Source organism: Streptomyces sp. NPDC050448 (assembly GCF_040655295.1).
GTDB lineage: Bacteria > Actinomycetota > Actinomycetes > Streptomycetales > Streptomycetaceae > Streptomyces.
Window position 1 is genome coordinate 18,387 of record NZ_JBFAJR010000037.1, and the last position, 25,501, is coordinate 43,887.

The following is a 25,501-nucleotide window of genomic DNA, read 5'->3' on the forward strand; positions in this document are numbered from 1 at the left end:
CCGCCCCTCCCTGAGACCCCCTCCGCCGTGCCCCGAAGGAGCCGCCCCCCATGAAGATCACCCTCGAACCCGACCGCTGCGTCGGCGCGGGCCACTGCGTGCTGTCCGCCCCCCAGGTGTTCGACCAGGACGAGGCCGACGGCGTCGTCCTGCTGCTGGACCCCGAACCGGCCGAGGCCCTCGTCGACGCCGTCCACGAGGCCGCCGACCTGTGCCCTGCCCAGGCGATCCTGGTCGCCGACGCCGACGCCGACGCCGACGCCGACGCCGACGCCGCCGACACCCGGCCGGCGGCATGACCGCCACCCTGCTGGCCGCCCTGCGCGCCGCGGTGGGTGACGGCGGCCTGCTCACCGACCCCGGCGTCACGGCCGGCTACGCCCACGACATGATGCCGCTGGCCCCGTACGGCCGACCGCACGCCGTCGTCCTGCCGGCGACGACCGAGCAGGTGCAGGCCTGCGTACGCGCCTGCGCTGCGGCGGGCGTCCCGATCGTGCCGCGGGGTGCCGGAACGGGACTGACCGGCGCCGCCAACGCCCTCGACGGCTGTGTCGTCATGGTCAGCACCAGGATGAACCGGATCCTCGAACTCGACGCGGACAACCGCCTCGCGGTCGTCGAGCCCGGGGTGGTCAACCAGGACCTGAAGACGGCCGCCGCCGCCCACGGCCTGTTCTACCCGCCCGACCCGTCCAGCCTCGACACGTGCACCCTCGGCGGCAACCTGGCGACCAACGCCGGCGGCCTGTGCTGCGGCAAGTACGGGGTCACCGGCGACTACGTCCTCGGCCTGGAGGCGGTTCTCGCCGACGGCTCCCTGCTGCGCACCGGCCGCCGCACCGTCAAAGGGGTGGCCGGCTACGACCTCACCCGCCTCCTCGTCGGCAGCGAGGGCACCCTCGGCGTCATCACGCGGGCCACCCTGGCCCTGCGGCCGCTGCCCGCGGCGCCCGGCACCGTCATCGCCGCCTTCGACTCCGTGACCAAGGCGGGCGACAGCGTCAACCGGATCGTACGGGCCGGCCTGGTGCCCTCCCTCATGGAGATCATGGACGCGACCTCGCTGCGCGCGTCCTCCTCCTACCTCGGCACCGATCTGGCCGGCGACGGGGACCAAGCCCTGCTGCTGTGTCAGTCCGATGCGGGCGGACCGGCCGCCGAGGCCGAACTCGACCACATGGAACGGCTGTTCCGGCAGGCCGGTGCGGCGTACACGCATGCCACGCAGGACCCGGCGGAGGGAGCGCTGCTGCTCCGCGCCCGCAGGGTCAGCCTCACCGCCCTGGAGGCCCGGGGCGCCTGCATGACCGAGGACGTGGCCGTACCCCGTACCCGGATCGCCGAACTCATCGACGGCTGCACGAGGATCGGCGCCGAAGCCGGGCTGACGATCGCGGTGGTGGGCCACGCGGGCGACGGCAACATGCACCCCACCGTCCTCTACGACCGCTCCAGCGCCCACGAGTACGCCCGCGCCCGGACGGCGTTCGACGAGATCCTGGCCCTGGCCCTGGCCCTCGGCGGCACCATCACCGGCGAGCACGGCGTCGGCAAGCTCAAGCAGGACTGGCTCGAGCGGGAACTGGGTCCGGTGAGCCTGCGCGTCCACCGGGCGGTCAAGGACGCGCTCGACCCGGCCGGCCTGTTCAACCCCGGCGGCATGCTCGTCCGGCGCTCGGGCGCACCGGACACACGGTGCTGACCCGGACCTGGCGGACCGTGGCCGGGCTCCCGGCTCCCTTGCGGACGCTGTTCTTCACCACGCTGATCTTCCGCACCGGCACCATGGCCTACCCCTTCCTGGCCCCGCACCTGCTGCTGAACGGGGGACTGGACGCGGCCACCGCGGGGCTGACCGTCACCGGATTCGGGGTGGGCGCACTCGCCGCCGACCTGGCCGCCGGCAAGCTGCTCGGGCGGCTGCACCCGCACACCCTGATGCAGGGCGGCTTCCTGCTGGGCGCCGCCGTGCTCGTGGTGGTGCCCGTGCTGCACGGCCTGCCCGCGCTCGCCGCCGGGGTACTGGTGTGGGGTTTCGCGTACGAGATCGTCACCCCCGCGGCCTACGCGGCGACCATCGCCGGGTCGGCACCGGCGGAACGCAAGGTCGCCTTCTCCTGCTACCGCCTCGCCATCAACCTCGGCATGGCCGCCGGACCCGTACTCGGAGCGCTGCTGTTCGCGATCGACCCGTACGCCGTGTTCTGGGCCAACGCCCTGTGCGTCCTGGCGGCTGCCGCCCACCTGCACTCCCGCCGCGACCCGGCCCCCCACGACCCGGCCCGCCGCGGTCCGGCGGCTGCGGCCGCCGGGCGCGACGGGTCGGCCCCGCCCGGGGGAGGGGACCGGCAGCCGCTGCCCGAACGCACCAGGTTCTGGACCGCGTTCGGTCTCTCGCTGCCCCTCCAGCTGGCGTACGCCCTGCCCTCGGTCTTCGTCGGCACGTACGTCATCGTCGGTCTCGGCCTGCCCGGCTACTGGGCCGGCATCGTCTTCACCGTCAACGCCCTGGGGATCGTCCTGTTCGAGGTCCCGCTCAACGTCCGGATGGCACGCGTCGGCGACCTGCCGACGCTGCTCACCGGATACACGCTGGCCGGCGCGGGGTTCCTGCTCATGGCCCTGGCCGACACCGGCCCGGGGCTGGTGCTCGCCACCCTCGTGTGGACCGCCGGGGAAATCGTGGTCTTCCCGGGACTGCTCGACTACGTCAGCCGTCTCTCCGGTCCCGCGGCCGACCACAACATGAGCCTGTTCTCCGGCGGCGTCAACCTCGCCTTCATCACGGCCCCGCAACTCGCCCTGCACCTCTCCGCCCCCGGCCACCCCGGCACCCCGTGGGCCGTGGCCGGAGCAGCGGTCTGCGCGGCCTGCCTGCTGCTGCTCGCCGCCCGCAACCACCCGTACACCTGGCACAAGGAGGAACCGTGCACAAGCGCGATCTGACCCCCTTCATCGGCGTCGAATACACCGGGCTCACCCACGCCGAACTGAGCCGCCCGGAGGTCTTCGACGACCTCCGCGACTCCCTGCACCGGCGCGACCTGGTCGTCGTCCGCGGCATCGGCCTCACCCCCGAGCAGCAGATCGGCCTGGCCGCCCGCCTGGGCCGTCCCGTCCCCTTCCTGCTGGCCGACTGGCGCCACCCCGAGTTCGCCGAGATCCTCGTCTCGTCCAACGAGCGCAGGGCCGGCCGGCCGGTCGGGATCGAGCGGGTCGGCCACTTCTGGCACCAGGACTCCTCGTTCGACGCCGACCCCTGCGCCTACACCGTGCTGCACGGCGTCAACGTGCCGCAGGACTGCGGCCACACCGTCTTCGCGAGCGCCGCCGACGTGTACGACCGGCTGCCCCGGGGATGGCAGACGCTCCTCGAGGGCCACACCGCAGTACACGGCCTCACCAAACAGCAGCGCATCGCCCCCGAGCACGTGGGCCTGTCCATCGCCGAGGTGCGCGCCCTGGTCGCCCTCCAGTACCCGGCCGTGGAACACCCCGTCGTCCGCCGCGACCCGCACACGGGCCGCCGCTTCCTGTACGCGGCCCGTGCCTACACGGACCGGGTCGTAGGGCTCGACGCCAACCAGAACGAGGAGTTCTTCGACCTCGTCGACACCCTCCTGGCCGATCCCGGCCACACCTACACCCACCACTGGACCCCGCACGACCTGCTGCTGTGGAAGACCGCGACGACGTACCACGTCGCCACCGACCTGCCGCCCGGCGTCTCCCGGACCGTCCACCGGGTCAGCGTCGCCGCCGCATGACATGACCGGACCACACCCGAGAAAGGGGCTCGCGATGCCCGCGCCCTCCACCGGCCACCGCACGCCCGTCGGCGTGATCGTCGACGGATACTCGGTCGGCAAGTACCTGCCCGCCGCCTTCCGGCGACTGGGCGCCGACGTCGTCCACCTCCAGAGCACCCCCGCGTTCCTGGACTCCGTACCGCCGCCCGACCTGCGCCCGTACCGGGCGAATGTGGTCCAGGACCCGGCCGACCCCGGCCGCACCGCCCGGGAACTGGCCGACTACGGGCTGTGCGGCGTGCTGCCCGGCCAGGAGACCGGCGTCCCGCCGGCCGACCGGATGGCCGAACTCCTCGGCCTGCCCGGCAACCCCTCCGCCACCTCCGCCCTGCGCCGCGACAAGTACCGCATGATCGAGGCCCTGCGCGCCGCCGGCATCCGCTGCGCCGACCAGCTCAAGTCGTCCGACCCCGACGAGGTGCTCGCCTGGGCGCAGACCACCGGGTACCCGGTGGTCGTCAAACCGCTCAGCTCGGCCTCCACCGACAAGGTCTCCGTCTGCCGAGGCCCGGACGAGGCCCGCGCCGCGGTCGCCGAAGTCCTCGGCAGCCACGACATCTTCGGCCGCCACAACACCGAAGTCCTCGTCCAGTCCTTCCTCGACGGCACCGAATACATCGTGGACGTCGTCAGGGGCCCGGGCGGCGGACGGCATGTCTGTGGTGTCTGGCGGTACGAGAAGACCCTCATCGGGTCCCGGCCGGTCTACGACAAGGACGTCCTGCTCGACCCCGGCGCGCCGCCCGTCGCGCCCCTCGTCGCCTATCTGGACACCGTTCTCGACGCCCTGGACATCCGGTTCGGCGCGGCCCACGCGGAGATCATGCTGACCGCCGCCGGGCCCGTCCTGGTGGAGGTCGGCGCCAGGCTCGACGGCCTCATGGACCCGGGCCACCACGACTCCTGTCTCGACGGCAACCAGGCCGATCTGCTCGCGCTGGCCTGCGTACGGCCCGAAGAGTACGCGCGGAGGTACCCCGGCGACACCATGTACCGCAAACACCGCGAGGGGATGGTCATGCACGTGCAGACCACCCGCAGCGGTGTGGTCGAGGCCGTGGACGAGGAGGCCCTGGCGCGGATCACCGCCCTGGACACCGTGCACCTGGCCGTACCCCGGCTGGCCCCCGGCGACCGGATGCGGCCCACCACCGACCTGCTGTCCAGCCCGCTGCGCGTCTTCCTGACCGGCGACACCCAGGATCAACTCATCGCCGACCACCACCGGATCCGGCGGCTGGCCGACGACGTCTTCCGCCTTGCCCCGCAGTGACGCCCACTGCGCTGTGACGCCACTTCGCTGTGACCCACCGCCCGCCCGCCGACCCTGAGGAGCCCCATGGGCGTTCCTGTCCGCGCCGACCTGGCCGCCATCCCCGACTACAACATCCCCGGGACGGCACCCGACGCCGTCCTGCTCAACTCCAACGAAGTGCCGCTGCCGCCCCCGCCCTCGGTCGTCGAGGCGATCGCCCGGGCCGCCGTCGAAGGCCACCGCTACCCCGAGTGGTTCTCCGACACCCTGGTGAGCCGGCTGGCGGCGGACCTCGCCGTCCCCGAGCCGTGGATCGCAGTCGGCTGCGGGTCGGTCAGCCTCTGCCGCGACCTGATCCAGGCCGTCTGCGGCCCGGAGGACGAAGTCCTGTGCGCCTGGCGCTCCTTCGAGGCCTACCCGGTCTTCGCCCGGGCCACCGGGGTCCGCGTCCGTACCGTCCCCCTCGACGCGGAACACCGCCACGACCTCGCGGCGATGCTCGACGCGATCACCCCGGCCACCCGGGTCGTCTTCGTCTGCAACCCCAACAACCCCACCGGGACGGCGGTACGCACCCGCGAACTGCACGACTTCCTGGACCGGATGCCCGACCGGGTCCTGGTCGTACTCGACGAGGCCTACCGGGAGTTCGTCACCGACCCGGGCGTGCCGGACGGCATCGCGCTGTCCCGTACGCGGCAGAACGTGGCGGTGCTGCGCACTTTCTCCAAGGCCTACGGGCTGGCCGGAGTCCGAATCGGGTACTGCGTGGCACCGCCCGCCGTGGTGTCCGCGCTGCACAAGGTGTCCGTCCCCTTCGCGGTCAGCCGCCTCGCCCAGGCCGCGGCCCTCGCCGTACTCGACCACCCCGACGAAGTACGGGCCCGGTGCGCGGAGGTGGTCCGGGAACGGGACCGGCTGCACACCCGCCTCCTCGAATCCGGATACCCGGTGCCGCCGTCCCAGGCCAACTTCCTCTGGCTCCCCCTGGGCGAACGTGCCACGGAATTCGCCGATTTCTGCGCCCGCCACGGCGTTCTGGTCCGGGCCTTCCCGGGGGACGGCATCCGTGTCACCGTCGGCCTGCCGGAGGAGAACGACGCGTTCCTCTGCGCGGCCGCCCAGTGCAGCGACGCGAGCGCCCTGCCGGCTTGATCCGGACCGGCACCGGCGGCGAAGGGCTCACCGCCGCCAGGCCGTGGCGGAAGCCGGCGTGCGCACCGTAGCCGGTGTCCGCGACCGGGAAGACCTCCTCGGCGCGGCCGAGTTCGCCCGGGTCGATCCGGCGCTCGACCACCTCGACGCCGAGGCCGGCGGCGAGTGCGATGACCGTCTGCCGGGTGATGCCGTCGAGGAAGCGGCCTCGGTATACCCGCCTCTGGCCGCGCCTCTGCCCGCCTCTGCCCGCCTCTGCACGGCTTCGCCGGCAGTGGCGTCCGGGCCAGTGTCCCGGCCATTGGCCACGCGGGGGAGGGGCGGGCCGTGGGGTGGCCGGCGGGCATGACGGACACCGTGCGGTCCCTGTCGGCGGCTTGGGCCACCGAGGCGGACATCCGGGCCGGGCAGTCCTCCGGCGCGTGGCGCGAGCGGGAGCGCCGTGCGCACGTCATCCGCCTGCCGAACCGTCACCCCCCGGTCCTGGACTCCTGGACGGCTGTTCTCCCCACCTCCTGCAACCAGTGATCGTCGCTCTCTGGTGACAGGACGTTCCGACGTGTAGCGTCAGCGTCAGCTGTCGTGGTTCGCAGTCCCTGCCCGCGCCCTGGCGTGGGCATTCTGCTGTGCAGTGCCGGACCAGGGCGATCACCTCCCGGGGCCGCGCGGTGCGGCCCCGACATCGACTGAGAGGCATGAACATGGCCAGCGGAACCGTGAAGTGGTTCAACTCCGAAAAGGGCTTCGGCTTCATCCAGCAGGACGGCGGCGGCCCGGACGTCTTCGCGCACTACTCCAACATCAACTCCTCCGGATACCGTGAGCTTCTGGAAGGCCAGGCCGTGACCTTCGACGTCACGCAGGGCCAGAAGGGCCCGCAGGCGGAGAACATCACGGTCGCCTGACCCACGACCGGTTCGCGAGGCTCCCGGAGCAGGGCTCCGGGAGCCTCGCGCATCCCATCCGCCCACAGGCACGCGCGGGACGTCGCCGTGACCGCGGCGGTACCCGCTCATCGAAGCGCCGGTCGAGAGGCCGCAGCTCGGCCACGTCACCGCACACCGTGCCGCGCCGTACAGGTGCCGGGCGGCTTCCCCCGGCCGCCGACCGGCTGGTGCCGCGGCTGTGCCGGCACCTCTTCCGCGTCGACTTCCCGGTGCAGCGGCCCCGGATGAGCGCGGCAGCCCTGCTGGCCGCTCCGGCTCATCCGGAAACCTTCCCGGTCGCAGCACCTAAAGGTCGATCGAGCGGTACTCGTCCAGCACGGCGAAGCCGGTGCGGTCGTACAGGCTCATCGCGACCTCGTTGCCGCCGAAGACGTTGAACATCATCGCCTCGTCGCCGCCCTGCCTGGTGGCCCACTCGCCGACGGCCATCGCGGCCCGGCCGTAGCCCCTGCCGCGGTGCTCCTCGTACACCTCCAGCGAGAAGCCGAAGGTCACGCCCGGCAGGAAGCCGTGGTTCACCCAGCCGGTGCCGACCACCCGGCCGTCGGCCTCCAGGGCATAGAAGGCGTGACCCGGGGTCAGGTATCCCTGCGGGAGGTGGCGGGCGAAGTCCTCGTCGGACTTCGCCTTGGCCTCCGCCGGGGTCAGCGCCCCGGCCCGGACGATGTCCGCGATGTAGGCGGCCTCCTCACCGGCATACCAGCCCGGATACTCCTCCTCGGTGAGCCTGCGTACCGTCAGACCCGGTGGCAGCTCAGGCCTCTCGGACACGGCACGCATCCGGTTCTGTCTCCGTACGGGATAGTCGGCGAAGGCTCCCGCTCCGCCGGTGAGCCGGACCTCCGCGCGCTGCGCGCCGTGCTCGGCACACCACCGCTCGGCCCACTCGCGCCCCCGCGGCACCGTCAGGTCGTGTATCCGGCCCACGGTCGCCCCGTTCTCCTCCGTCACCCCGACCGCGATCCACCCGGTGCCGTCCGTGGCCACCGTCCAGTCGTCGATTCCCTTCAACGCCCGTTCCAGCAGGGCCCGGGCCAGCGGCTCCGAGCACCCCGCCGCCCGGTACCCGGCCAGCACCCGCTCCTCGAACCCGCCTCGCCACTCGCCCCGGCCGGCCACGATCTCCATCTCGGTCATCCGCCCACCCTAGGCAGCGGTACCGACAGCGCGTGCCGGATATCCACCCCTCAACCACGGCGACGAAGAACATCGGCTCTCGGAACGTGTCGTCGTGCCCGTCACAGGTCACGACGTGGAACCGTTTCCGCATGACCGAAGGCTCGGCACCTCACATCTCCCCGGCGCGGATCACCGTACTGGGCGTTCAACCCGGCAACCCGCCCTTTCGTATCGTCGAGGTCGACGGAGAGTTCGTCGGCAGGGCGATGTCGATGACGGATGTGCTGCTGGTCGCCGCGGAGGCGGGGATCCCGATCCACGACCTCGACGACCTGGACGTGGTTCGGTGGGTCGGCGGCGGCAAATTCACCTGGACTCCGCACTAGCCAGTGCCGCATCGGGCAACACACCGGGCCGTCCACGGGAACCTGCTGCCGGGCCTGTCGCCCGGTGTGCTCCTGCCCCGCCTGCCGCCCCGGAGCCGGGCGGACGTGACGGGAAGCGGAGCCTTGTGACTCGTGAGTACTGCACACCCCACCGGTGACAGCGGTGACTGTCGGCGCGCCTGCCAGGCGTGACACCGTCGGGCCTGCCGCCGACCGAGGGAGCAGGTGTGAACAAGGGGTACGCCGCCTTCTGCGACGCCGACCGCTGGTTCTACGACGCTCCGTACCGGCGGGTCGGCGAGAGCTGTCCGGCCGCCGACGCCCCCGCCGCGCCGGGGTGGCGCTCGCACCGGAGCGGCGACTGGCTCGCACCGCGTCCCGTCGGCGCCGAACTGCCCGCTCAGGGCTGGAAGATCCACGTCTCGGCCAGGCTCGACAACGCCGAATCGCTGCTGACGACGGTGTACGAGTACCGCACCGCCCGGCGCATCGCCTTCAAGTTCATACCGAGCCGGTACCTGCTGCACCTGCGCAACGCCAAGTACGCCGACCGTGCGGCGAGCGGGAAGTTCATCACCGTGTACCCGGCCGACGAGGAGCAGTGCCGCCGGATCGCGGAGGACCTCGACGCCTCGCCGGCGGGGGCGGCCGGCCCGTACATCCTCAGCGATCTGCGCTGGGGCGCCGGACCGGTCCACCTGCGGTACGGCAGCTTCACCCTGCGGCACTGCCACGACGAGCACGGCGAACTGGTCCCGGCGATCGAGGCCCCCGACGGGCGGCTCGTACCGGACCGGCGCGGACCGGTCCCCAGCCGCGCGAGTGGCTCGAACTGCCCGCCTTCCTCAAGTCGCACCGCGCAGCGCGCTCCGCGGTCACCCTGACCGGCATCGCCTTCACGGTGGAGCGGGCGCTGCACTTCTCCAACGGCGGCGGCGTCTACCTCGGCAAGGACAGCCGCACCGGCGAGCCCGTGGTCCTCAAGGAGGCCCGGCCGTACGCCGGCCTCGCTGCCGACGGCGCCGACGCGGCTCCGAGGGGCGTGCGGGGGCGTACGGGCAACTTGGGCGAGATGCCCACGGTTTCCGCCGGCCGTCTCGCCCCGGCACGCGTCCGCCTCCGTGCCCGGACGGGTACGGAGGCGGACGGGGTGGCTTACGGCGGCCCGGGTGGAGCGGTCAGAACGCGAAGAGGGCGTTCCCGTTGAGGGTCGCGGACATGGCGCACGCATTGGGGAAGGTGTGCTTCCAGGAGATGCGGCTGCCCCGCCAGACGCCGTCCGCGGTGACGGTGACGGGGGCGTAGTGCATCGGGCAGACGCGGTTCGGGTCCGGGGCTGCGAGGAGGGTGTCAAGGGCGCCGGCGGTGGCGGTGAGGGCCGCACAGGCAGCCCGGGGGTCGGGGTGCGTGCCCTGGGCGGTCGGTGCGCAGCTGAGGGCGGACGCTCGTACGACGGTGGCCCCGTCCTCTCCCTGGGCGACAGCGAGGACCACGGCGGACGGGGCGTACAGGCTCGAGGGCTGTGCCTGCGCGATGCCGGTGGCGCCGGTCAGAGAGAGGAAGGCAGCGGCAGAGACAGCAGCGATGCGGTGACGCACGACAGAACTCGCTTTCAATTCGAAGGAGAGGTGCAGCATTTGGCTGCGCTATATCGACTGGGCGCTGCTGAGTCTCTCTGGTGCGAAGGGTGCGCGCACATCGATGACCGATTTACGGACACATCATTCGAATGTCGGCGACCGAATGGTCGTTCGGGCAGCTCATGCGGGGTGTGCGCCCCTCGCGACCATGCGCGGACCGAGGGTGAAGCGGGGCGTGACGTGCCGTTCGCAGGCCGTTGACCTGCTGTCAGCCGCGGGCGGTTCATCGAACGGCCATCCAGGCTGACCGGATAGTGCCGTTCCGCATTCGCCGGACGCACCCGGTCCCGGCCGACGAACTCTCCGCTCGTCGCCGTGAACCTCACCGCGTCCGGGTCGCGCAGGGGCCGCAGCCCCTCGCGCGGAACGGACGCGGTGAAGAGCGTCACCTGGGACCGGGCCCCACCGCGGTGTCGCGCTCGACCGTCAGCCGACCTTCCAGACGACCTCGGGCGCGGTACCGGTCTCGTGGCTCGGGGAGCGGTCGTCGCGGTCGCCCTGGAAGCCGACGAACACGGGCTGCACGTTTTCCGGCACCAGGTAGATCTCGCAGGTGGTGACGGACTTGCCGTCGGCCAGGCGCATGTCGCCGTCGGAAGCCTCCTGGCAGGGCTCGAACTTGGTCCCCCAGGAAGGGGCGGAGAAGTACGCGCTCTGCCGGTCGGTGCCGTGCAGCAGCAGCTTGTGGTTGAAGCTGCCGAGGTCCGCCGCACCGCCCTTGTGCGCGTACGTGGTGGTGACGTAGTAGGGCGTCTTGCCCTCCAGCAGCCCGACGCCGAGCTTTTCCACCGCGGCCTTGTCTCCCTTGACGACGGAGACCGGGGTGACGCTCAGCTGGGTCTTCGCGTTGTCCGGGAAGTGCGTCTCGGACACGTCCGCCGGCGTCTTCAGCGCGAGCGGTTCGGTGAACGTCCCCTTCTGCGTGGCGGCCGGTCCGTTGTTTTCCGGCCCGCAGGCGGTGAGCGCCAGGGCCGCCAGCGCGATCGGCGCGGCAGTGCGGAGCAGGCGGTTGGTCGTCACGATGTGAATCCCCCGAGTTTTGGATGTCCGGCAGCCGGCAGCGCCCCTGCGCCAACCGGCTCGCCGACCCTACCCCGCCGGATGATCACGGTTCGCCACGCCTGTGTGACGGTCCCGTCGCAGCAGCAGGCAGGCCTGGCCGATCACCGCGGGAGCTCGTGGGAGCTCGCGGGAGCTCGTGGGACCTGCCGCGGTGGGCGCGGTCTTGCGGCCCGGCGGCGGCCGCGCGGAGGAGGTGACGATCGCCGGTGTCACCATCTACGTTCGCGGACTTCCGGAGGCCGGGGGCTAAGGTCGGCGGGTGAGTCAAACCGAAGGGCGCTCCGGGGGAGCGGGACCATTCACAACCCGGCGGGCCTGGCGCCCCGCGGAGGGCGGCACCGCCGTCTGGGAGTCCCGTCCGGCGCGCAAGCGCGGCCTGCTCACCGTGCGTGCTGCGGGCGAGATCGAGCCGCGTGCCCAAACCGTTGACAGCGTGTCGGCCGGCCGCCTGCGCAGGCTCAACGCGGTCGCCGCGCTTGCGTTCACCGTCGGCGGAGCCCTCTTCGCCCTCGGGGCCTGGGTCGCCCAGTTCGGCTCGAGCGGCGCAACAGGCGCCCGGATCTACTTTGCCGGCGGCCTGTTCTTCAACACCGGCGGCTACGCCTCACTGCTCCAGGCGATCAACGCCCCTCGCCCGGAGGCCGACGCGGCCTCGCTGGCCGCACGGCCCTGGGCATGGTGGAGCTACGAGCCCTACCGGATCGACTGGCTGAGTACCTTCGTGCTGTTCGTGGGCACCCTTGTGTTCGGCATCAACCTGCTGAGTTCCCTGCTGCAGGGGCTCTCGCTGCAGCAGGTGAACAGGCTGATCTGGGCGCCCGACATGGTCGGGTGCATCCTGTTCCTGGTCTCGGGACACCTCGCGCTGGTCGAGGTCTGCCATGGCCGGCCAGGCGTCCGCGCCCGCGACCTCAGCTGGTGGATCGTCGCGATCAATCAGCTCGGCTCCGTACTCTTCCTCATCTCGGCGCTGGCGGCCTTCACCCGTCCCGCGACCGGAAGTCCCGTGAACGAGGACATCGCCAACTGGGGCACTCTGACGGGGGCGCTCTGCTTCTCGGCCGGGGGAGTCCTCCAGTTCTTCGAGCGCCCCTGAGCGTGTTGTGCCGGACAGGAGCCCGGAGCCCGGCATCCACAGCGCGGGCCGTGACCCTCCCGGTCAGCCGGGGGTCATCGGCATTGCACTCGGCGCCGTGCTGACGGCCATGCTCGCGCAAGGTTCGTGGCAGTGGTTCGCCGGATACATCGGGGTGACGCTTCTTGCGGTGCTCTTCTCCCTCTACCGACCGCCGACGTGGACGCCCTGCGTCCGGTTCGCGTCCGTGGGGAGTCTCGCGTCGTATTCGCTGGTCGTCGGCCTGTGTGTGGCGGTCACAGTGGCCCCCATGCTGCAACCCTGGGCGTGGCTGTTTCCGATGCCGGGCACCCGTGGGGCGGCCGCGGCCGGCCCCGCACCTGCTCGTGGGGCTGAGGACGCACAGCGCCTGGCCGAGGCAAGCGCGGGCGTGGCGGACGCGTGCATGCAGGACCGGGAGCCGGCGTCCGGGGGCCGCGGCCCTGGACCACGGGGCCCGGGGCCGCGGGCCCGGGGCGGGCGGTCAGGAGACGAGGGGCGCGGCCTCCTCTTCGGTCAGCTTGATCGTGCACAGGCCGCCGCGTTCGGTCTTCACGTCCGTCACCTTGAGCTGGGTGCCCGGCGCGAGGATGTATTCCTCCTCGCCGGTGAAGGCGGAGAAGCTCCGGATCCCCACCGCCCGGGCGGGCGTCACCTCGAAGAGCGTCCGCTTGCCGCGGCTCCCCAGGAAGGACCGGGCCACGCTCAGCTCGGAGGTGCACGAGGACACGCCCCACCAGGTCACCGTCCGCCCGACCGGGTACTGCGCCCGCAGGTCCAGCGACACACCGCGCCAGAGCGGCTGGGTACGGGCCGGCAGCCCCGAGACCGCCGAGAACAGCAGCCGCAGGTACGGGAGGTAGGGCACGACCTTGGTTCGGTCCGGGGAGCGGAGGACGGCGTTGATCTCGCGGTAGAAGGCGGATTCGCAGGTGTAGAGGTAGAGCGCGGCGATGGCGTCGGCGGACACGTGGCCGGCCGTCTCGTCCGCCCGCCGCTTGCCGAACTCGTGGGACCGGTCGATGTGCCGGCCCAGCCCGAGCAGCACGTCGGCGACCGGGGCGAGGGCATCCTGGAAGTCCATCAGCGGGGTGTCGAACACACCGGTGATCGCCGGGAGGACGAGCCCCTCGTCCTTGACGCTGGTGAGCCGCTCCAGGTACAGCTGGTGCAGTTCCATCGTCGACGCGATGAAGGCCCCCATGCGCGCCGTGACGTCCTCGTCCGCACCGCCGGCCCCTGCCGCCCCGTCGTTCCACCCCTTGCTGGGCAGCCAGTCGATCCCCTCGGCGCCGAGCGACGCGAGGGCCGCGTTCACCATGGCGAAGTGGTCGCCCTCGCAGAAGATGTCGCCCTGGGCCGCGGGGTTGGCGTGATCGATGTGCCGGACCTCGACGTCCGGGTACTTCTCCTGGAGCCGCAGGACGACCTTCTTCAGGTTGCGGGCGTGGGCGCCCCACCAGGCGAACACGACGCCGCGGTCCTCCTCGTCGGCGTCCTGCTTGGCCTTGAGGATCTCCTCCACGATCCGTTCGGCGACGGGCCGCCAGAACGTGGTGTGCTGGTCGGCCCCCATCGCCCCGTCGCCGCTGGCCGTGAGCGAGGCGTTCAGCAGCAGCACGCCCTGCGTGAGCATCGCCTGGAACCACTCCGGCGGCTGGACCGTGTCCCGCTCCTTCAACAGGGCGCGGACGTCGGCGATGGGCGTCTTCTTGGCGATGCCGTATTTCCACATCGCGGCCGCCTTGATGATGCAGCGGATGCTGACGACCCTGCCGAACTGGCTGTCCTTCCAGTCGTTGAAGGTGTTGTCGAACATGGCTATCCCGGTGGCGCTCTCCGGCCGCGGGTACGGGTTCTGGCCGAAGGCGACGACCTTCCACTTGTGCGGCGGGTTGGGCTTGAGCGCCTGGAAGGTCAGCTCACGGATCGGGACGACCTCCGGGCTGCGGCCCTGGCCGATGAACCGGGCGGCATCCGGCTGCGCTTCGATGACGGGCTTCAGGAGCGGAAGCCAGGGTTCACCGCCACCCTTGAAGAGTTCGGTGAGGCCCAGCGGGTCGTTCGCGTCGGGCTGGGCCGGGGTGGTGGTGGCGTCGTCGCTCATGGGGGAAGGGCTCCCGGTTGTCGTACCTGAGGGATGGAGGTGGCCGGCGGGCTGACCGGCGCTCTGGACGGGATCAGGGGCGAAAGGAATGCCCTTTCGGCGGCACGATGCGCACCCGCTCCGCGACCGGCGCGTTCTCGATGCCGTCGAGCTGCTCGGTGATCGTGGCGCGCAGCTGGTCGTCGTCCTCGAACCAGTGGTCGTGGAAGAGCGTGAAGCCGGTCCACATCAGGTTGGCGCAGACCCGGGCCGGCACCCGGCCGGTCTGCGCGCCCATCCCGACCAGCGCCACCGAGCGGATGCTGCCCGGCACCTGACGATTCTGCCGGTGGACGGCCTGGAACGCGGCGGCGCACGCCAGGGCCACGTTCAGCGTGTCCCTCACGTTCTGCGAGGACTGCACCATGGTCGGCGTCGATATCAGGTAGCGCGGGACGGTGGCACCAGACGGGACGCAGACGGCGCTGCCCACCGGGAGGGTCCCGGCGAACCGGTCGCGGATCGCCCGCTGCACGCGCAGCTGGATGCCGGCTCCGAGGTGCCGCTTGATGACTGCGTCGACCCCGCCGTCCATCCGGCCCCGGGAGTTGGTCGGAGTGACCCAGGCGTCGACATCCTCGTCGAGGATCGAACCCCTGCGGATCTCGATCCCGGGGGTGTCCGCGAATGCCGCCCGCCACGCCTCCACCACACGCTCGTTGACGTCGGTCAGTACCACCCTGAGCGCGGGCTGCACATGGTTCTCGGTCATCGTCCACTCCTGTCGGGAAACGGTCCTTCCAACACCTCCGACGCTATCGGCCACCACTGACAACGCCGTCGTGGGGAGGGGACGATGACATGCCGTCACAGCGTCGTCGCAGAGCCGTCACAGCGCCTGCCGGGCGCCGGCCGCCAGTGGCGTGCCGGCGCGGCCTCGCCCGGATCGGCTCGGCGCCCCTCCGGAGCCGTGGCGGCAGCCACGCACGATGCCTTCCGCGGAGACGGCGAAGGCGTCCGCGACGTTGCGTTGCTGCGGGGCACGGCCGCCCCGTCGCCACCCCGCAGTCGGCGTCGGCCCCGACGCAGCGCCACCCGGCCGGCATCCGAACGGGAAAGCGTGCAGTCGCCGTACGATCAGGGTCCGGCCGACTCCAGGCGGACGCGGAACAGTGTTCCCCCGCCCGGTGACGTCTCCAGTTCCAGCCCGCCCCCATGGGCCTGGACGAGCGCGGAGGCGATGGCCAGGCCGAGGCCCGCCCCGCCGCCCGCCTGCCGGCTGCGCGAGGCGTCCACCCGGTAGAACCTCTCGAAGACCCGGGCCGCCTGCTCGGGCGTGAGACCCGGCCCGGAGTCGGCGACCTCGATCACTTCGTGCCCGCCCGCACTGCCCACTCCGATGCGCACCGGGGTCCCCGCGGGGGTGTGGGTGACGGCGTTGCCGACCAGGTTGGCGACGACTTGGCGCAGTCGAGCCTCGTCGCCGTTCACCGGTGCGGGGCCGGGCAGGCCGACGCCGCCCGGACCGGTCAGCGTCACCTCGCGCGCGGGGTCCAGCGCCTGGGTGTCGTGCAGGGCGTCGACCGCGAGGGTGCGCAGGTCCATCGGGGCGAGCTCCAGCGGACGCTGCTCGTCCATGCGGACCAGGGTCAGCAGGTCCTCGACCAGACCGCTGAGCCGCACCGCCTCGCTCTCGATACGGGCCATGGACCGTTTCACGTCTGCCTCGTCGGCGAGGGCGCCCATCCGGTACAGCTCGGCGAAGCCCCGGATTCCGGCCAGTGGTGTGCGCAGTTCGTGACTGGCATCGGCGACGAAGCGCCGCATCTGGTCCTCGGATTCGGCGCGGACCGCGAACGCCGATTCGATCTGCGCGAGCATTCCGTTGAGGGCGCTGGTGAGCCGGCCGGTCTCGGTACGGGGCGAGGCGTCCGGCATGCGGTGCGAGAGGGGGCGCCCGGCGGAGATCTCCGCCGCGGTCTCCTCGATCCGCCGCAGCGGTCGCAGTCCGGCCCGTACCGCGAACCAGCCGGCTGCGGCGAGCAGCAGCGACACCATGACGCCGATGAGTTCGAAGGCGGTGGCCAGGTGGTCGAGGGTCGAGGACACATCGTCCAGTGGGGCCGCGACCACGACTCCGGTGGGCAGTGCCGGGTCGTCGCTGCCCACCGGCACGACCAGCACCCACCAGGTGCCGCCACCGTGGTCGCTCGGGACCTCGAACGGCCGCCCGAGCCTGGCCCGCAGCTGCGCCCCGTCCATCGCCGGCCACAGCGGGCCGGGATCCCCGGCGGCGACGGGCTGCCGGAACTGGTCGGAGACCGAGCCGTCGGCGTCGGCGAATGCCACCACGTACTGGCTCGGCAGCCACGGCCGCCCGCCGCCCGCCCGGCCCAGGTGCGGCTGCGGGGTGCCTTCGGCCCGGACCCGGTACGCCACCGAGTCCCCGTACCGCTCGAGCTGCTGGTTCACCCGCCCCACCAGCTGAGCGCGCACCGAGCCGAGTACGACGGTGTCGCTGACCGTCAGCCCGAGCGCGACCAGGGCCATCGAGAGCAGCACGAGCCGCGAGCGCAGGGACAGGCCCGCGATCAGGTGCGCCAGCCGCCTCGTCCGCCCCCGCCCACCGGGAAGACGCCCTGCCATGTCAGGTCTGCGGGCGGCGCAGGACGTACCCGATGCCGCGGACGGTGTGGATGAGCTTGGCGGCGCCGTCCGCGCCCGAGTCCACCTTGCGGCGCACGTAGGAGATGTACGACTCGACGATGCTGAGGTCGCCGCCGAAGTCGTACGCCCATACGTGCTCGAGGATCTGCATCTTGGAGACGACGCGATCGGCATGGGTCATCAGGTACGCGAGCAGTTTGAACTCGGTGGGCGACAGGGAGACGGGCCGTCCGCCGCGCAGCACCTGGTGGCCCACCGGGTCCAGTTCGAGGTCGCCCGCGATCAGCCTGCCCTCGCCCGCCGGGCCGCCGGTGCGACGCAGGATCGCGCGGATCCGGGCGATCAGCTCCTCCAGGCTGAACGGCTTGGTGACGTAGTCGTCGCCGCCGGCCGTGAGTCCGCTGATCTTGTCGTCGACTCCGTCCTTCGCGGTGAGGAAGAGCACCGGCAGATGGTCGGCCCCGGAGCCGCTGCCGGCCACCTCGCGCAGACGCCGTACCACGGCGAATCCGCTGATATCGGGCAGCATCACGTCGAGCACCACCAGGTCGGGCCGCTCCTTGGCGACGGCCGCCAGCGCGTCGGTACCGTTCGCCGCCGAGGTGACCTTGAAGCCGACGAACCGCAGTGAGGCGGACAGCAGCTCCCTGATGTTCGGCTCGTCGTCGACGACGAGCAGGCTCGCCTCGGGCGTCGCCGTGTCCATGGGTCCTCCCTTGTCGAGCTCAGCCCCGGCCGCCGCCGAACCCGCCGCCGCCGGACCCGCCGCCGCCCTGGGCGACGGTCGTCGCGGCGACGTCGCCGGAGGGGCTCTGACTGCCGCGTACGGTCACGGTCTGACCCGGCTGGAGGTCGGACACCTTGCCGCTCTTGGCCTCGGTGACCTGAGTGCTGTTGTCGGTGGTGACTTTGACGACATCGCCCTGGGCATCGGTGACGTAGAGGGTGGTGCCGTCGACGAGCTTCACCGTACCGGTGGTCACGCCGGCTCCGGCGCCCGGGCTGCCCGTCGCGCCCCCGGAGCCCTGCCGGGGCCCGCCCTGTCCGGTACCGGTGCGCCCCTGCCCGGTGGCTCCCTGCCCCTGGCCGGACCAGGTACCGCCCTGGCCGGAGCCCGTACGCCCCTGACCGCCCGCCCCGGCGGCGAAGTTCCGGCCTCCGGACCCGGCCCCGGATGCACCCTGAAGGTGGCCCTTCTCGACCAGGGCGCCCCCGGTGAACGCGAGCCCGGCCACCACCCCGCCCGAGAGCAGCAGGGTCAGCCAGGGCAGCCGCGCCCGGGGCGGAGCGGAGAGTTCCGCCGAGATGTCCCGCGTGTCGGGGGGCCGGGAGAGGATCTCCGCGGGATCCGCACCGGAGTCCGCCGCGGATCCCGCGGAGGCGGACCCCGGAGCGTGGTCCGCGACGGGGTGTTCCACGATCAGTTCCTCCGGGAAGCGGTCCTCCCCGGCGGAGCCCTCCCCGGCGGCCGATGCCGTGAACACCTCGGCGAACGGCGTGAACCGGTCGTTGCCCGCCTCGGGCTGCTTCTCCAGTTCGGTGCGGCGTCGTGCCATGTCAGCTTCTCCCTGTTCCTGCGTCTGCCGGTTCACTCGTGCCGCAGTGCTTCGATGGGCCGCAGGCTCGCAGCCCGGTTGGCCGGGTACCCGCCGAAGAACAGCCCGATCACCACGGCAATGGCGAAGGCGCCGACGACCGACTCCGGTATGACGACCGGCTTGATGCCGACGATGGTGAAGTGCGAGCCGATCAGCCCGGCCGCGACGCCGAGCCCGCCGCCGATCAGCGACAGCAGGGTCGACTCGGCGAGGAACTGGCCGAGAATGACGCCCCGGGGCGCCCCGATCGCCTTGCGGATGCCGATCTCACGGGTCCGCTCGGTCACCGTGACCAGCATGATGTTGGTGATCCCGATCCCTCCGACCAGCAGGGAGATCGCGGCGACCGCACCCAGGAGCACGGTGAAGGTCTTGTTCGTCGACGCCTGGGTGGTCAGCAGGGACTCCTGGCTGGCCACCCGGAAGTCCAGGGCGGTCGGGTCCTTGATGCCGTGCCGCGCCATCAGGACGGTGGTGATCTCGCTCTGCGCCCCGGCCGTCGCGTCCGCGGACTTGGCTTCGACGAGGATCTGGCTGACCGAGCCGAAGCCGGTGAAGGCGTTCTGCACGGTGGGCAACGGCGCGATCACCACGTCGTCCGGGTCCTGGAAGCCGGTGCCGCCCTTGGTGGAGAGCACCCCGACCACCGTGAACGGCGTGCCGCCGAGGACCATCGTCTTGCCGACCGGGTCGGCCGTGCCGAACAGGTCGGCGGCGGTCGTCGAGCCGATGACGGCGACCTTCCGGGACGCCAGTACGTCGTCAGCGCCGAAGTAGTCGCCCTTGGCCACCTTGCTGTTGGAGGCCTTGAAGTACGCCGGGTAGGTGCCGACGACCTGGCCGACCGTGTGCGAGGTCCCGTCGTGGAGCGCGGTCTGCGAGGTGGTGACCTCGGGCGCCACCGCCTCGATGTGCGGGGCCGCCGAGGGGTCGGCGAGGGCCCGCGCGTCCTCGACGGTCAGCGGCTTCGTCCCGTTGGACGAGCGCGAGCCGCCGAATCCGCTGCCGGAGGAGACGGTGAGGGCGTTGGTGCCGAGCTTCTCGATGGAGTCCTTGACCGCCTGCGAGGAGCCGTTGCCGACGGCGAGCAGCAGGATCACCGCCGCGACGCCGATCAGCACGCCCAGCATGGTCAGCGCGGAGCGCACCTTGTTCGCCGCGAGGCCGCCGAAGGCGAAGCGCAGCGTCTGGAACGGGCTCACCGCAGGCCCCCGGCCGCGGCGTGCTGCCCGGACATCGCGGGCGGGGGACCCTCGACGGGCGCCTGCCGGACGTCCTCGACGATCTGCCCGTCCACCAGGCGCAGGACCCGCTTGGCGTGCCGGGCCACCTCGTCCTCGTGGGTGATCAGGACGACGGTACGGCCCGACGCGTTGAGCCGGTCCACGAGGGCCAGGACCTCCTCGGTGCTGTGGCTGTCCAGATTTCCGGTCGGTTCGTCGGCGAGCAGCATCGCGGGCGCGGTGACGAGCGCGCGGGCCACGGCCACGCGCTGCTGCTGGCCGCCGGAGAGTTCGTTGGGCCGGTGGTCCAGGCGGTCGGCCAGGCCCACCAGGGTGAGTGCGGCCTCCGCGCGTCGGCGCCGCTCGGCGGCCTTCACGCCGGCGTACGCCAGCGGCAGTTCCACTTGGGCGACGGCGCTGGTGCGGGGCACCAGGTTGAACGACTGGAAGACGAAGCCGATCTTGCGGTTGCGGACCAGTGAGAGCTGGTGCTCGTCCAGGCCGCCCACATCGATCCCGTCGAGCAGGTAGCGGCCCGACGTGGGGACGTCCAGGCAGCCCAGGATGTTCATCAGGGTCGACTTCCCCGAACCCGAGCTCCCCATGACCGCGACGAAGTCACCCTGCTCCACGGTGAGTTCGACGCCGGGCTGACGGCCCGTGGCCGGATCGCGCGGCCCGCCGAGCGCGCGTACGGCGGCGTCCCCCTGCCCGTACGTCTTGAGCAGCGCGCGGACCTCGATCACGGGTGGCACCGGCTGTCGCGGCGCGTCGGCCTTCAGCGGCCCGGGCAGCGCCCGGCGCGGCCACAGCGGCGGCGTCATCCGCGGCCACCCCCGCCCCCGCCGGTACGGAAGCTGCCGCCTGCGCCTGCGCCTGTGCCTCCGCGATTGCGGGCGCCACCGGCTCCGGTGCCGCCGGGGAAGGCGCCGCCCGGGAAGCCTCCGTTGCCGGTCGAGGAGACCGTGGCCAACTGCACCTGCTCGCCCTCGGTCAGCCCGCTGACGATCTGGTCGGTGCCGTCGCCTTCGAGGCCGACGGTGACCGGCGTGCGTACGGTGGTGCCGTCCGCCTTGACGACGGTGACGGTACGGTTCGCGCCGGTCCCGGACACGGCGGCGGCCGGAACCGAGAGGGCGCCGGACGCCTCGCCGACCACGACCTGGATGGTGGCGCTGAGGCCGCTGCGCAGGTCGTCGGTGGGACTCGTGAGGGTGAGCGTGGCCGCGTACTGCACGGCGCTCCCGCCGCCCGCGTTGCCGCCGCCGGAGGACGAGCCGCTGCTGACGGGCAGCGAACTGACGGACAGGACCTGCGCGTTGAGGACCGTACCGGACTTCGCGTTGAGCGTGACCGTGGCAGCCTGGCCCGGCTTCAGCTTGAGGACGTCGGCCTCGGAGAAGTTCGCCGTCACCTGCATGCCCGACGGGTTGGTGAGTACCACGAACCCGGAGAGGGAGGACGAGGAACCGGCGCTCGAAGACGCGGAGTTGCCGCTCGAACCGCTGTTGCCGCCCCCCGAACCGCCGCTGCCGTTGCCGCTCGTGCCGGAGACCGTGTCACCGGCCTTCGCCGAGACGGAAGCGACCGTCCCGGCGGCCGGTGCCTTCAGTACGGTGCCGTCGACGGCGCGCTGCGCCGCGTCCACGGCGTTCTGCGCCTGGGTGAGCTGGGCGCGGGCCTGGGCCAACTGCGCCGGGTCCACGGTCGGCGTGGCGGCCGGCACGGAAGCGGCAGTGGAGCCGCTCCGCGACGACGAGGAGCCGGAGCTCGGCGCCGAACTCACCTGTCCGGCCTCGGCCTTGGCGACGTTGGCCTGGGCCGCGGTCAGCGCGGCCCGAGCCTGGGTGAGCGTCTCCGTCGCGGCGGTCGCGTCCACCTTCCCGAGCAGCTGTCCCTTGGCGACCTTGTCTCCCGGCTTGACGTTGACTTCGGTGAGCCGGCCGCCGGTGGTGAAGTTCACCCCCGCATCGCTCGGTGAGCTCAGTGAACCCGAGCCGGACACGGTCGCGAGGACGGTCCCCTTGGTGACCGCCACGGTCCGGGCGCCGCTGCGCGCCGGACCGTCACTGCCACTGGTCACCGCCGCGTACGCACCGCCGGCGCCCGCGAGGACCGCCACTCCGAGCACCGAGTTGATCAGGACGGCCCTGCGCCGCCGTGGGAGCACCTTCATGGAGCAGGATTCTGGCCGCCCGTACTTTGGAGGATCTGGGAGCTTCCTGGGAGTTTCCTGGGAACGTCACGCCCGGTCGAAGCGGGCGTATCGGTCAATGGGTTCCGTATTCATCGATTCTCGACGTCCCAGGGCCGCTCCGTCCCGTGCACTCTCAGGGAACTCCCAGCCGACGCCCCGGTTGCCCCCATCTCCGTGCGGTTCAGTCTCGGTCGCCGACGCGCCCACGCCGCCGGCGGCTCGACACCCCGAGGAGACAACGGACATGCCCTGGACCACGCCCCGGCCGTCCACCGCCCGCGCTGACCTCGCGTTCCGGGCGGCCCTGTCCGCCGTAGCCCTCGCGGCGTGCGGGCTGCTGCTCGCGGGCTGTTCCTCCGGTTCCGGCGCGGCGAGTGCGGCGGCCCCTGTCTCCGCCTCGGCGTCACCGGACGCCAAGTCAATGGACTCGTACCGTCAGTGCCTGGCACAGCACGGCGTCACGATGGCGCCGCGCCCGAGCGGTAGCGGCCGCCCGTCCAACGGCACCCGGGAGCCCGGTGCCGGGGGCTGGGGTGGTGCATCCGCAGGCTCCGGCCGCGGGGCGTCGGCCGACCCGCAGCGGAGGGAGGCGACGCAGGCGTGTGCGGATCTGCGCCCGCAGTTCAACGGACGCGGCGGTGGCCCCGGTGGCGACAGCAGCGCCATGAAGGCGTTCAGCAGCTGCCTGAAGGATCACGGTGTGGTGCTGCCGTCGGCATCCCCCGACGGGTCGCCGATGCGGGGCTTCTCCACCTCCGACCCGCAGTCGGCTCAGGCCTTCCAGACCTGCAAGGCCCTGCTGCCGCAGCGAGGCCAGAGCGCCCCCACGCCGGGCGTGAGCCCGTCCGCCTGACGGGCACGCGCCGTGTGGAGCTGAGCGGCAGCGCGACCCGTCGACGTCCCCGGACCGCGGCACCTCCTTTGGCAACACCGTGGGGCTCCGGCACGGCGTAAGTGACCTTCAGCTCGTCGACGAAGGCTGGGCGGGCAGCGGCCGGGGTGGGCCGGCCGGTTCGCCGGCGCCGCGCTGCGGTTCGGTACGGGTGAGGCCGGCGCGGTTGAAGAGGTACGAGGCCAGCAGAACGCCCGCGATCACGAGCAGGCCGCCCCACAGTTCGTGGAAATTCGGGGTCCGGCCTTCCCACAGCAGGTTGAAGGCGGCGCCGAAGACGGCTTCCATGCCGATGACCGGTCCCATCACCGTGGCCGGCAGCTGCTTGGAGGCGAGGTTCCAGAACCAGGTCGCGCACCACGAGCCGAGGACGGCGAGCGTCACGCACCACGCCAGGAACGGCCACAGCGTTCCCGCATCGGCGAACGGCGACGGGCCCCCGCCGGTCAGCGCGAGCGGCAGCAGGAACAGCGATCCGAGGCAGGCGCCGAGACCGATGCAAGCGGTCCAGGTGGTGCCGTCGACGGCCGGCCGGGCGCGCTCCAGGGCCCTGCGGTTGACGATGACGAAGTAGGACCACGCGGCCGAGGCGAGGAAGCCGAGCACGGCGCCGAGCGCGAGGTCGCCGCCGTCGGCGGAACGGTCGGCGGGCGCCCCGCTGTTGACGAGCAGGAGACCGAGGGAGATCACCACGACGGGGAGGGCCAGCCTGCGCCAGGCGAGCACCTTCTCCAACACGTTCGAGACCAGGGTGACCATGAGGGGGATCAGCCCCGTCAGGGTCGACGCGAGAACGCCGCCGCCGAGCTCGGCGGACATCGCCAGCAGCAGGTAGAAGCCGATGTAGCCCACCACGCCCAGGTGCAGGGCCGTCAGGAGACGGCGGACACCGAGGGCGGGCAGCCCGCGGCGGTGCGTGAGGAGCACAGCCAGGGACATGAGCCCGAAGACGGCGTACCGGCCCACGACCAGGTAGTAGACGTTGACGGGGGCGACGGCGGCCGGCCCGAGGAACGTGAAGCCCCACAAGGCCGTCGCCGTCAGTGCCGCCGGCAGGCCGACGAAATAGGCGCGGTATGCCCTGACTGTCATCGGTGCACCCTATTCGCTTTGCTCCGGAAGCTGCTCCGGCGTGTGCCAGGCCACGGCGTCGCACCGGTCCGGCTCCATGACTGCGGGCTCCACGGACGAGTGCCCACCTCGAAGTGGATACCGAGGTAGGCACGCCGCGATGCGGGCGAGCGGCCGTGGACGGTGCCGCCGCGCGGATACCGGCAGCCGGGTCAGAAGCCGTCGACCTCGGCGACCGTGAAGGGGACAGGGGTTCCCGCACCGAAGGGGCCGCCCTTGTCGTACTGGGAACGGGTGACGAGCAGGCGGTCGCCGGAGCGGATGACGGACGTCGGGATCTGCAGCTTGGTGCTGCTCAAGGTGGCGTCCTGGGTGACGGACTGCGCTGCGGACGAGACGGTCAGGCGCACCAGGGTGTTCGTGCGGTTGAGGGCGACCCAGAGCTTGCCGGCCTGGTAGAACAGGCCGTCGGCGTTGGGCAGGGAGATGCCGGGGACCGCGGTGACGGCGCCGGTGTCGGTGGCGATGCGGTACACGGCACCGGTGGTGGTGTTGGCGGTCAGCAGGGCGCCGCCGTCGACGTACACGATGCCGTTGAGGTTGAGGCCGGAGTGCTGGGTGTAGTCGGCGGGCGTGCCGGTGAGGTCGCGCCAGGTGTCGAGCGCGGTGTCGGTGCCCTGGGCCGCGGTCAGTTGCTCCGGGGTGACTCTGTAGACGGCGGGGTTGAAGGAGTCGGTGAGGTAGGCGGTGCCGTCGGGGCCGAAGGTGAGGTCGTTCACGCCGCCGGAGGCGAAGGGGATGTGGAAGCGGGCCACGCGTACGCCGGTGGTGTCGTCGTAGACCGTGACCGAGCGGTCCGTACCGCCGGAGACCCACAACCGGCCGAACCTGTCGGCCTTGACTCCGGCCGCGTGGGCTCTGCCGTCCGCGCCGGACGGGAGGAAGACGGATGCCTGCGTCCCGCCGGCCGGCACGCGCAGGACGGAGCCGTCGCCGTAGGCGGAGACGAACAGGTCGCCGGTCGAGGGGTCCTGAGTGAGGCTCTCCGGGTAGATCCCGAACCCGGGCAGGGTGTCCGCGGTCCGCACGGTGGGTGCGGCCAGGGCGGTTCCGGTGGCGAGGACCGTGGCGCACAGGGCGGCCGCGCCGCCGACGGCGAGGCGGTTCAGACGCGTGCGGAGGCGGTTCGAGGTGCTGGGTGACATGGCAGGTCGGACCCTTTCGTGGATCTCGTGATGCTGATGGATCGCGTGAACGGTCGTGCGGATGGCAGGTGT

The 25,501-nt window shown here is 72.1% G+C and carries 24 protein-coding genes and 2 pseudogenes; 12 read left to right on the forward strand and 14 right to left on the reverse strand.

Annotation, left to right across the window (positions count from 1 at the left end):
• Window positions 1-50: 50 nt before the first annotated feature.
• From AB0I68_RS31435 to hisC, 6 genes are all read left to right on the forward strand, one after another.
• Complete coding sequence (locus AB0I68_RS31435) at window positions 51-299, forward strand: ferredoxin (RefSeq protein ID WP_363180767.1); 249 nt, start codon at window positions 51-53, stop codon at window positions 297-299.
• Entirely contained in the window at window positions 296-1,705 is a 1,410-nt protein-coding gene (locus AB0I68_RS31440) for an FAD-linked oxidase C-terminal domain-containing protein (RefSeq protein ID WP_363180768.1), read from the forward strand. Before AB0I68_RS31435 ends, AB0I68_RS31440 begins: the two co-directional genes overlap by 4 nt.
• On the forward strand, window positions 1,699-2,949 hold the full coding sequence (locus tag AB0I68_RS31445; protein WP_363180769.1) for an MFS transporter: 1,251 nt from the start codon (window positions 1,699-1,701) through the stop codon (window positions 2,947-2,949). The genes AB0I68_RS31440 and AB0I68_RS31445 overlap by 7 nt, the downstream gene beginning before the upstream one ends.
• Window positions 2,931-3,770 (forward strand): TauD/TfdA family dioxygenase, encoded by an 840-nt coding sequence (locus AB0I68_RS31450; protein ID WP_363180770.1) that lies wholly within the window; start codon window positions 2,931-2,933, stop codon window positions 3,768-3,770. Before AB0I68_RS31445 ends, AB0I68_RS31450 begins: the two co-directional genes overlap by 19 nt.
• A 34-nt stretch (window positions 3,771-3,804) precedes the next feature.
• The gene (locus AB0I68_RS31455; protein ID WP_363180772.1) at window positions 3,805-5,085 is read left to right on the forward strand and encodes an ATP-grasp domain-containing protein; all 1,281 of its coding nucleotides are present in this window, start codon (window positions 3,805-3,807) and stop codon (window positions 5,083-5,085) included.
• 66 nt (window positions 5,086-5,151) lie between these two features.
• A complete protein-coding gene (gene hisC / locus AB0I68_RS31460) occupies window positions 5,152-6,222 on the forward strand; it encodes a histidinol-phosphate transaminase (RefSeq protein ID WP_363180773.1) in 1,071 nt (356 codons plus the stop codon).
• Here hisC and AB0I68_RS31465 read toward each other — a convergent pair.
• Window positions 6,140-6,418 (reverse strand): annotated as a pseudogene (locus AB0I68_RS31465) (hypothetical protein); the annotation flags it as partial. The gene hisC and the pseudogene AB0I68_RS31465 sit on opposite strands and share 83 nt — an antisense overlap.
• Window positions 6,419-6,567: 149 nt before the next feature.
• On the opposite strand from AB0I68_RS31465, the gene AB0I68_RS31470 reads away from it, so the two are divergent.
• On the forward strand, window positions 6,568-6,750 hold the full coding sequence (locus tag AB0I68_RS31470; RefSeq protein WP_363180774.1) for a hypothetical protein: 183 nt from the start codon (window positions 6,568-6,570) through the stop codon (window positions 6,748-6,750).
• A 173-nt stretch (window positions 6,751-6,923) separates the two neighbouring features.
• Window positions 6,924-7,127: a cold-shock protein gene (locus AB0I68_RS31475; RefSeq protein WP_363180818.1), complete on the forward strand. Its 204-nt coding sequence runs from the start codon at window positions 6,924-6,926 to the stop codon at window positions 7,125-7,127.
• Window positions 7,128-7,454: 327 nt separating this feature from the next.
• On the opposite strand, the gene AB0I68_RS31480 is transcribed toward AB0I68_RS31475, so the two are convergent.
• Window positions 7,455-8,306 carry a GNAT family N-acetyltransferase gene (locus AB0I68_RS31480; RefSeq protein WP_363180775.1) on the reverse strand — a complete coding sequence of 284 codons (852 nt, stop codon included), beginning with the start codon at window positions 8,304-8,306 and terminating at the stop codon, window positions 7,455-7,457.
• 131 nt (window positions 8,307-8,437) lie between these two features.
• On the opposite strand from AB0I68_RS31480, the gene AB0I68_RS31485 reads away from it, so the two are divergent.
• Window positions 8,438-8,674, forward strand: coding sequence for a hypothetical protein (locus AB0I68_RS31485; RefSeq protein WP_363180776.1), 237 nt, complete (start codon window positions 8,438-8,440; stop codon window positions 8,672-8,674).
• 227 nt (window positions 8,675-8,901) lie between these two features.
• A pseudogene (locus AB0I68_RS31490) lies at window positions 8,902-9,704 on the forward strand (lantipeptide synthetase); the annotation flags it as partial.
• 148 nt (window positions 9,705-9,852) lie between these two features.
• Here AB0I68_RS31490 and AB0I68_RS31495 read toward each other — a convergent pair.
• Both AB0I68_RS31495 and AB0I68_RS31500 read right to left on the reverse strand, forming a co-directional pair.
• The gene (locus AB0I68_RS31495) at window positions 9,853-10,272 is read right to left on the reverse strand and encodes an SSI family serine proteinase inhibitor (protein WP_363180778.1); all 420 of its coding nucleotides are present in this window, start codon (window positions 10,270-10,272) and stop codon (window positions 9,853-9,855) included.
• 468 nt (window positions 10,273-10,740) lie between these two features.
• Window positions 10,741-11,334, reverse strand: coding sequence for a hypothetical protein (locus tag AB0I68_RS31500; RefSeq protein ID WP_363180780.1), 594 nt, complete (start codon window positions 11,332-11,334; stop codon window positions 10,741-10,743).
• A gap of 301 nt (window positions 11,335-11,635) precedes the next feature.
• On the opposite strand from AB0I68_RS31500, the gene AB0I68_RS31505 reads away from it, so the two are divergent.
• Window positions 11,636-12,472, forward strand: a complete 837-nt coding sequence (locus AB0I68_RS31505; RefSeq protein WP_363180781.1) for a hypothetical protein — start codon at window positions 11,636-11,638, stop codon at window positions 12,470-12,472.
• Between the two features lie 502 nt (window positions 12,473-12,974).
• Here AB0I68_RS31505 and AB0I68_RS31510 read toward each other — a convergent pair.
• The 8 genes from AB0I68_RS31510 to AB0I68_RS31545 all read right to left on the reverse strand — a co-directional run bounded on the left by AB0I68_RS31510 (window position 12,975) and on the right by AB0I68_RS31545 (window position 22,240).
• Complete coding sequence (locus AB0I68_RS31510; protein WP_363180782.1) at window positions 12,975-14,597, reverse strand: ADP-ribosyltransferase domain-containing protein; 1,623 nt, start codon at window positions 14,595-14,597, stop codon at window positions 12,975-12,977.
• A 73-nt stretch (window positions 14,598-14,670) separates the two neighbouring features.
• Window positions 14,671-15,348, reverse strand: a complete 678-nt coding sequence (locus AB0I68_RS31515) for a macro domain-containing protein (RefSeq protein WP_363180783.1) — start codon at window positions 15,346-15,348, stop codon at window positions 14,671-14,673.
• Window positions 15,349-15,713: 365 nt separating this feature from the next.
• The gene (locus AB0I68_RS31520) at window positions 15,714-17,222 is read right to left on the reverse strand and encodes a HAMP domain-containing sensor histidine kinase (RefSeq protein WP_363180784.1); all 1,509 of its coding nucleotides are present in this window, start codon (window positions 17,220-17,222) and stop codon (window positions 15,714-15,716) included.
• A gap of 1 nt (window position 17,223) precedes the next feature.
• Window positions 17,224-17,949 carry a response regulator transcription factor gene (locus AB0I68_RS31525; protein WP_363180785.1) on the reverse strand — a complete coding sequence of 242 codons (726 nt, stop codon included), beginning with the start codon at window positions 17,947-17,949 and terminating at the stop codon, window positions 17,224-17,226.
• 19 nt (window positions 17,950-17,968) lie between these two features.
• Window positions 17,969-18,799 carry a hypothetical protein gene (locus AB0I68_RS31530; RefSeq protein ID WP_363180786.1) on the reverse strand — a complete coding sequence of 277 codons (831 nt, stop codon included), beginning with the start codon at window positions 18,797-18,799 and terminating at the stop codon, window positions 17,969-17,971.
• Window positions 18,800-18,831: 32 nt separating this feature from the next.
• The gene (locus tag AB0I68_RS31535; RefSeq protein ID WP_363180787.1) at window positions 18,832-20,043 is read right to left on the reverse strand and encodes an ABC transporter permease; all 1,212 of its coding nucleotides are present in this window, start codon (window positions 20,041-20,043) and stop codon (window positions 18,832-18,834) included.
• Window positions 20,040-20,888: an ABC transporter ATP-binding protein gene (locus AB0I68_RS31540; RefSeq protein ID WP_363180788.1), complete on the reverse strand. Its 849-nt coding sequence runs from the start codon at window positions 20,886-20,888 to the stop codon at window positions 20,040-20,042. The genes AB0I68_RS31535 and AB0I68_RS31540 overlap by 4 nt, the downstream gene beginning before the upstream one ends.
• The gene (locus AB0I68_RS31545; RefSeq protein WP_363180789.1) at window positions 20,885-22,240 is read right to left on the reverse strand and encodes a biotin/lipoyl-binding protein; all 1,356 of its coding nucleotides are present in this window, start codon (window positions 22,238-22,240) and stop codon (window positions 20,885-20,887) included. The genes AB0I68_RS31540 and AB0I68_RS31545 overlap by 4 nt, the downstream gene beginning before the upstream one ends.
• A 265-nt stretch (window positions 22,241-22,505) precedes the next feature.
• Here AB0I68_RS31545 and AB0I68_RS31550 point away from each other — a divergent pair, with 265 nt between their 5' ends.
• Window positions 22,506-23,114: a hypothetical protein gene (locus AB0I68_RS31550; protein ID WP_363180790.1), complete on the forward strand. Its 609-nt coding sequence runs from the start codon at window positions 22,506-22,508 to the stop codon at window positions 23,112-23,114.
• 108 nt (window positions 23,115-23,222) lie between these two features.
• On the opposite strand, the gene AB0I68_RS31555 is transcribed toward AB0I68_RS31550, so the two are convergent.
• Window positions 23,223-24,245, reverse strand: coding sequence for a DMT family transporter (locus tag AB0I68_RS31555; RefSeq protein ID WP_363180791.1), 1,023 nt, complete (start codon window positions 24,243-24,245; stop codon window positions 23,223-23,225).
• Window positions 24,246-24,436: 191 nt separating this feature from the next.
• Complete coding sequence (locus AB0I68_RS31560; protein WP_363180792.1) at window positions 24,437-25,429, reverse strand: superoxide dismutase; 993 nt, start codon at window positions 25,427-25,429, stop codon at window positions 24,437-24,439.
• Window positions 25,430-25,501: the final 72 nt, after the last annotated feature.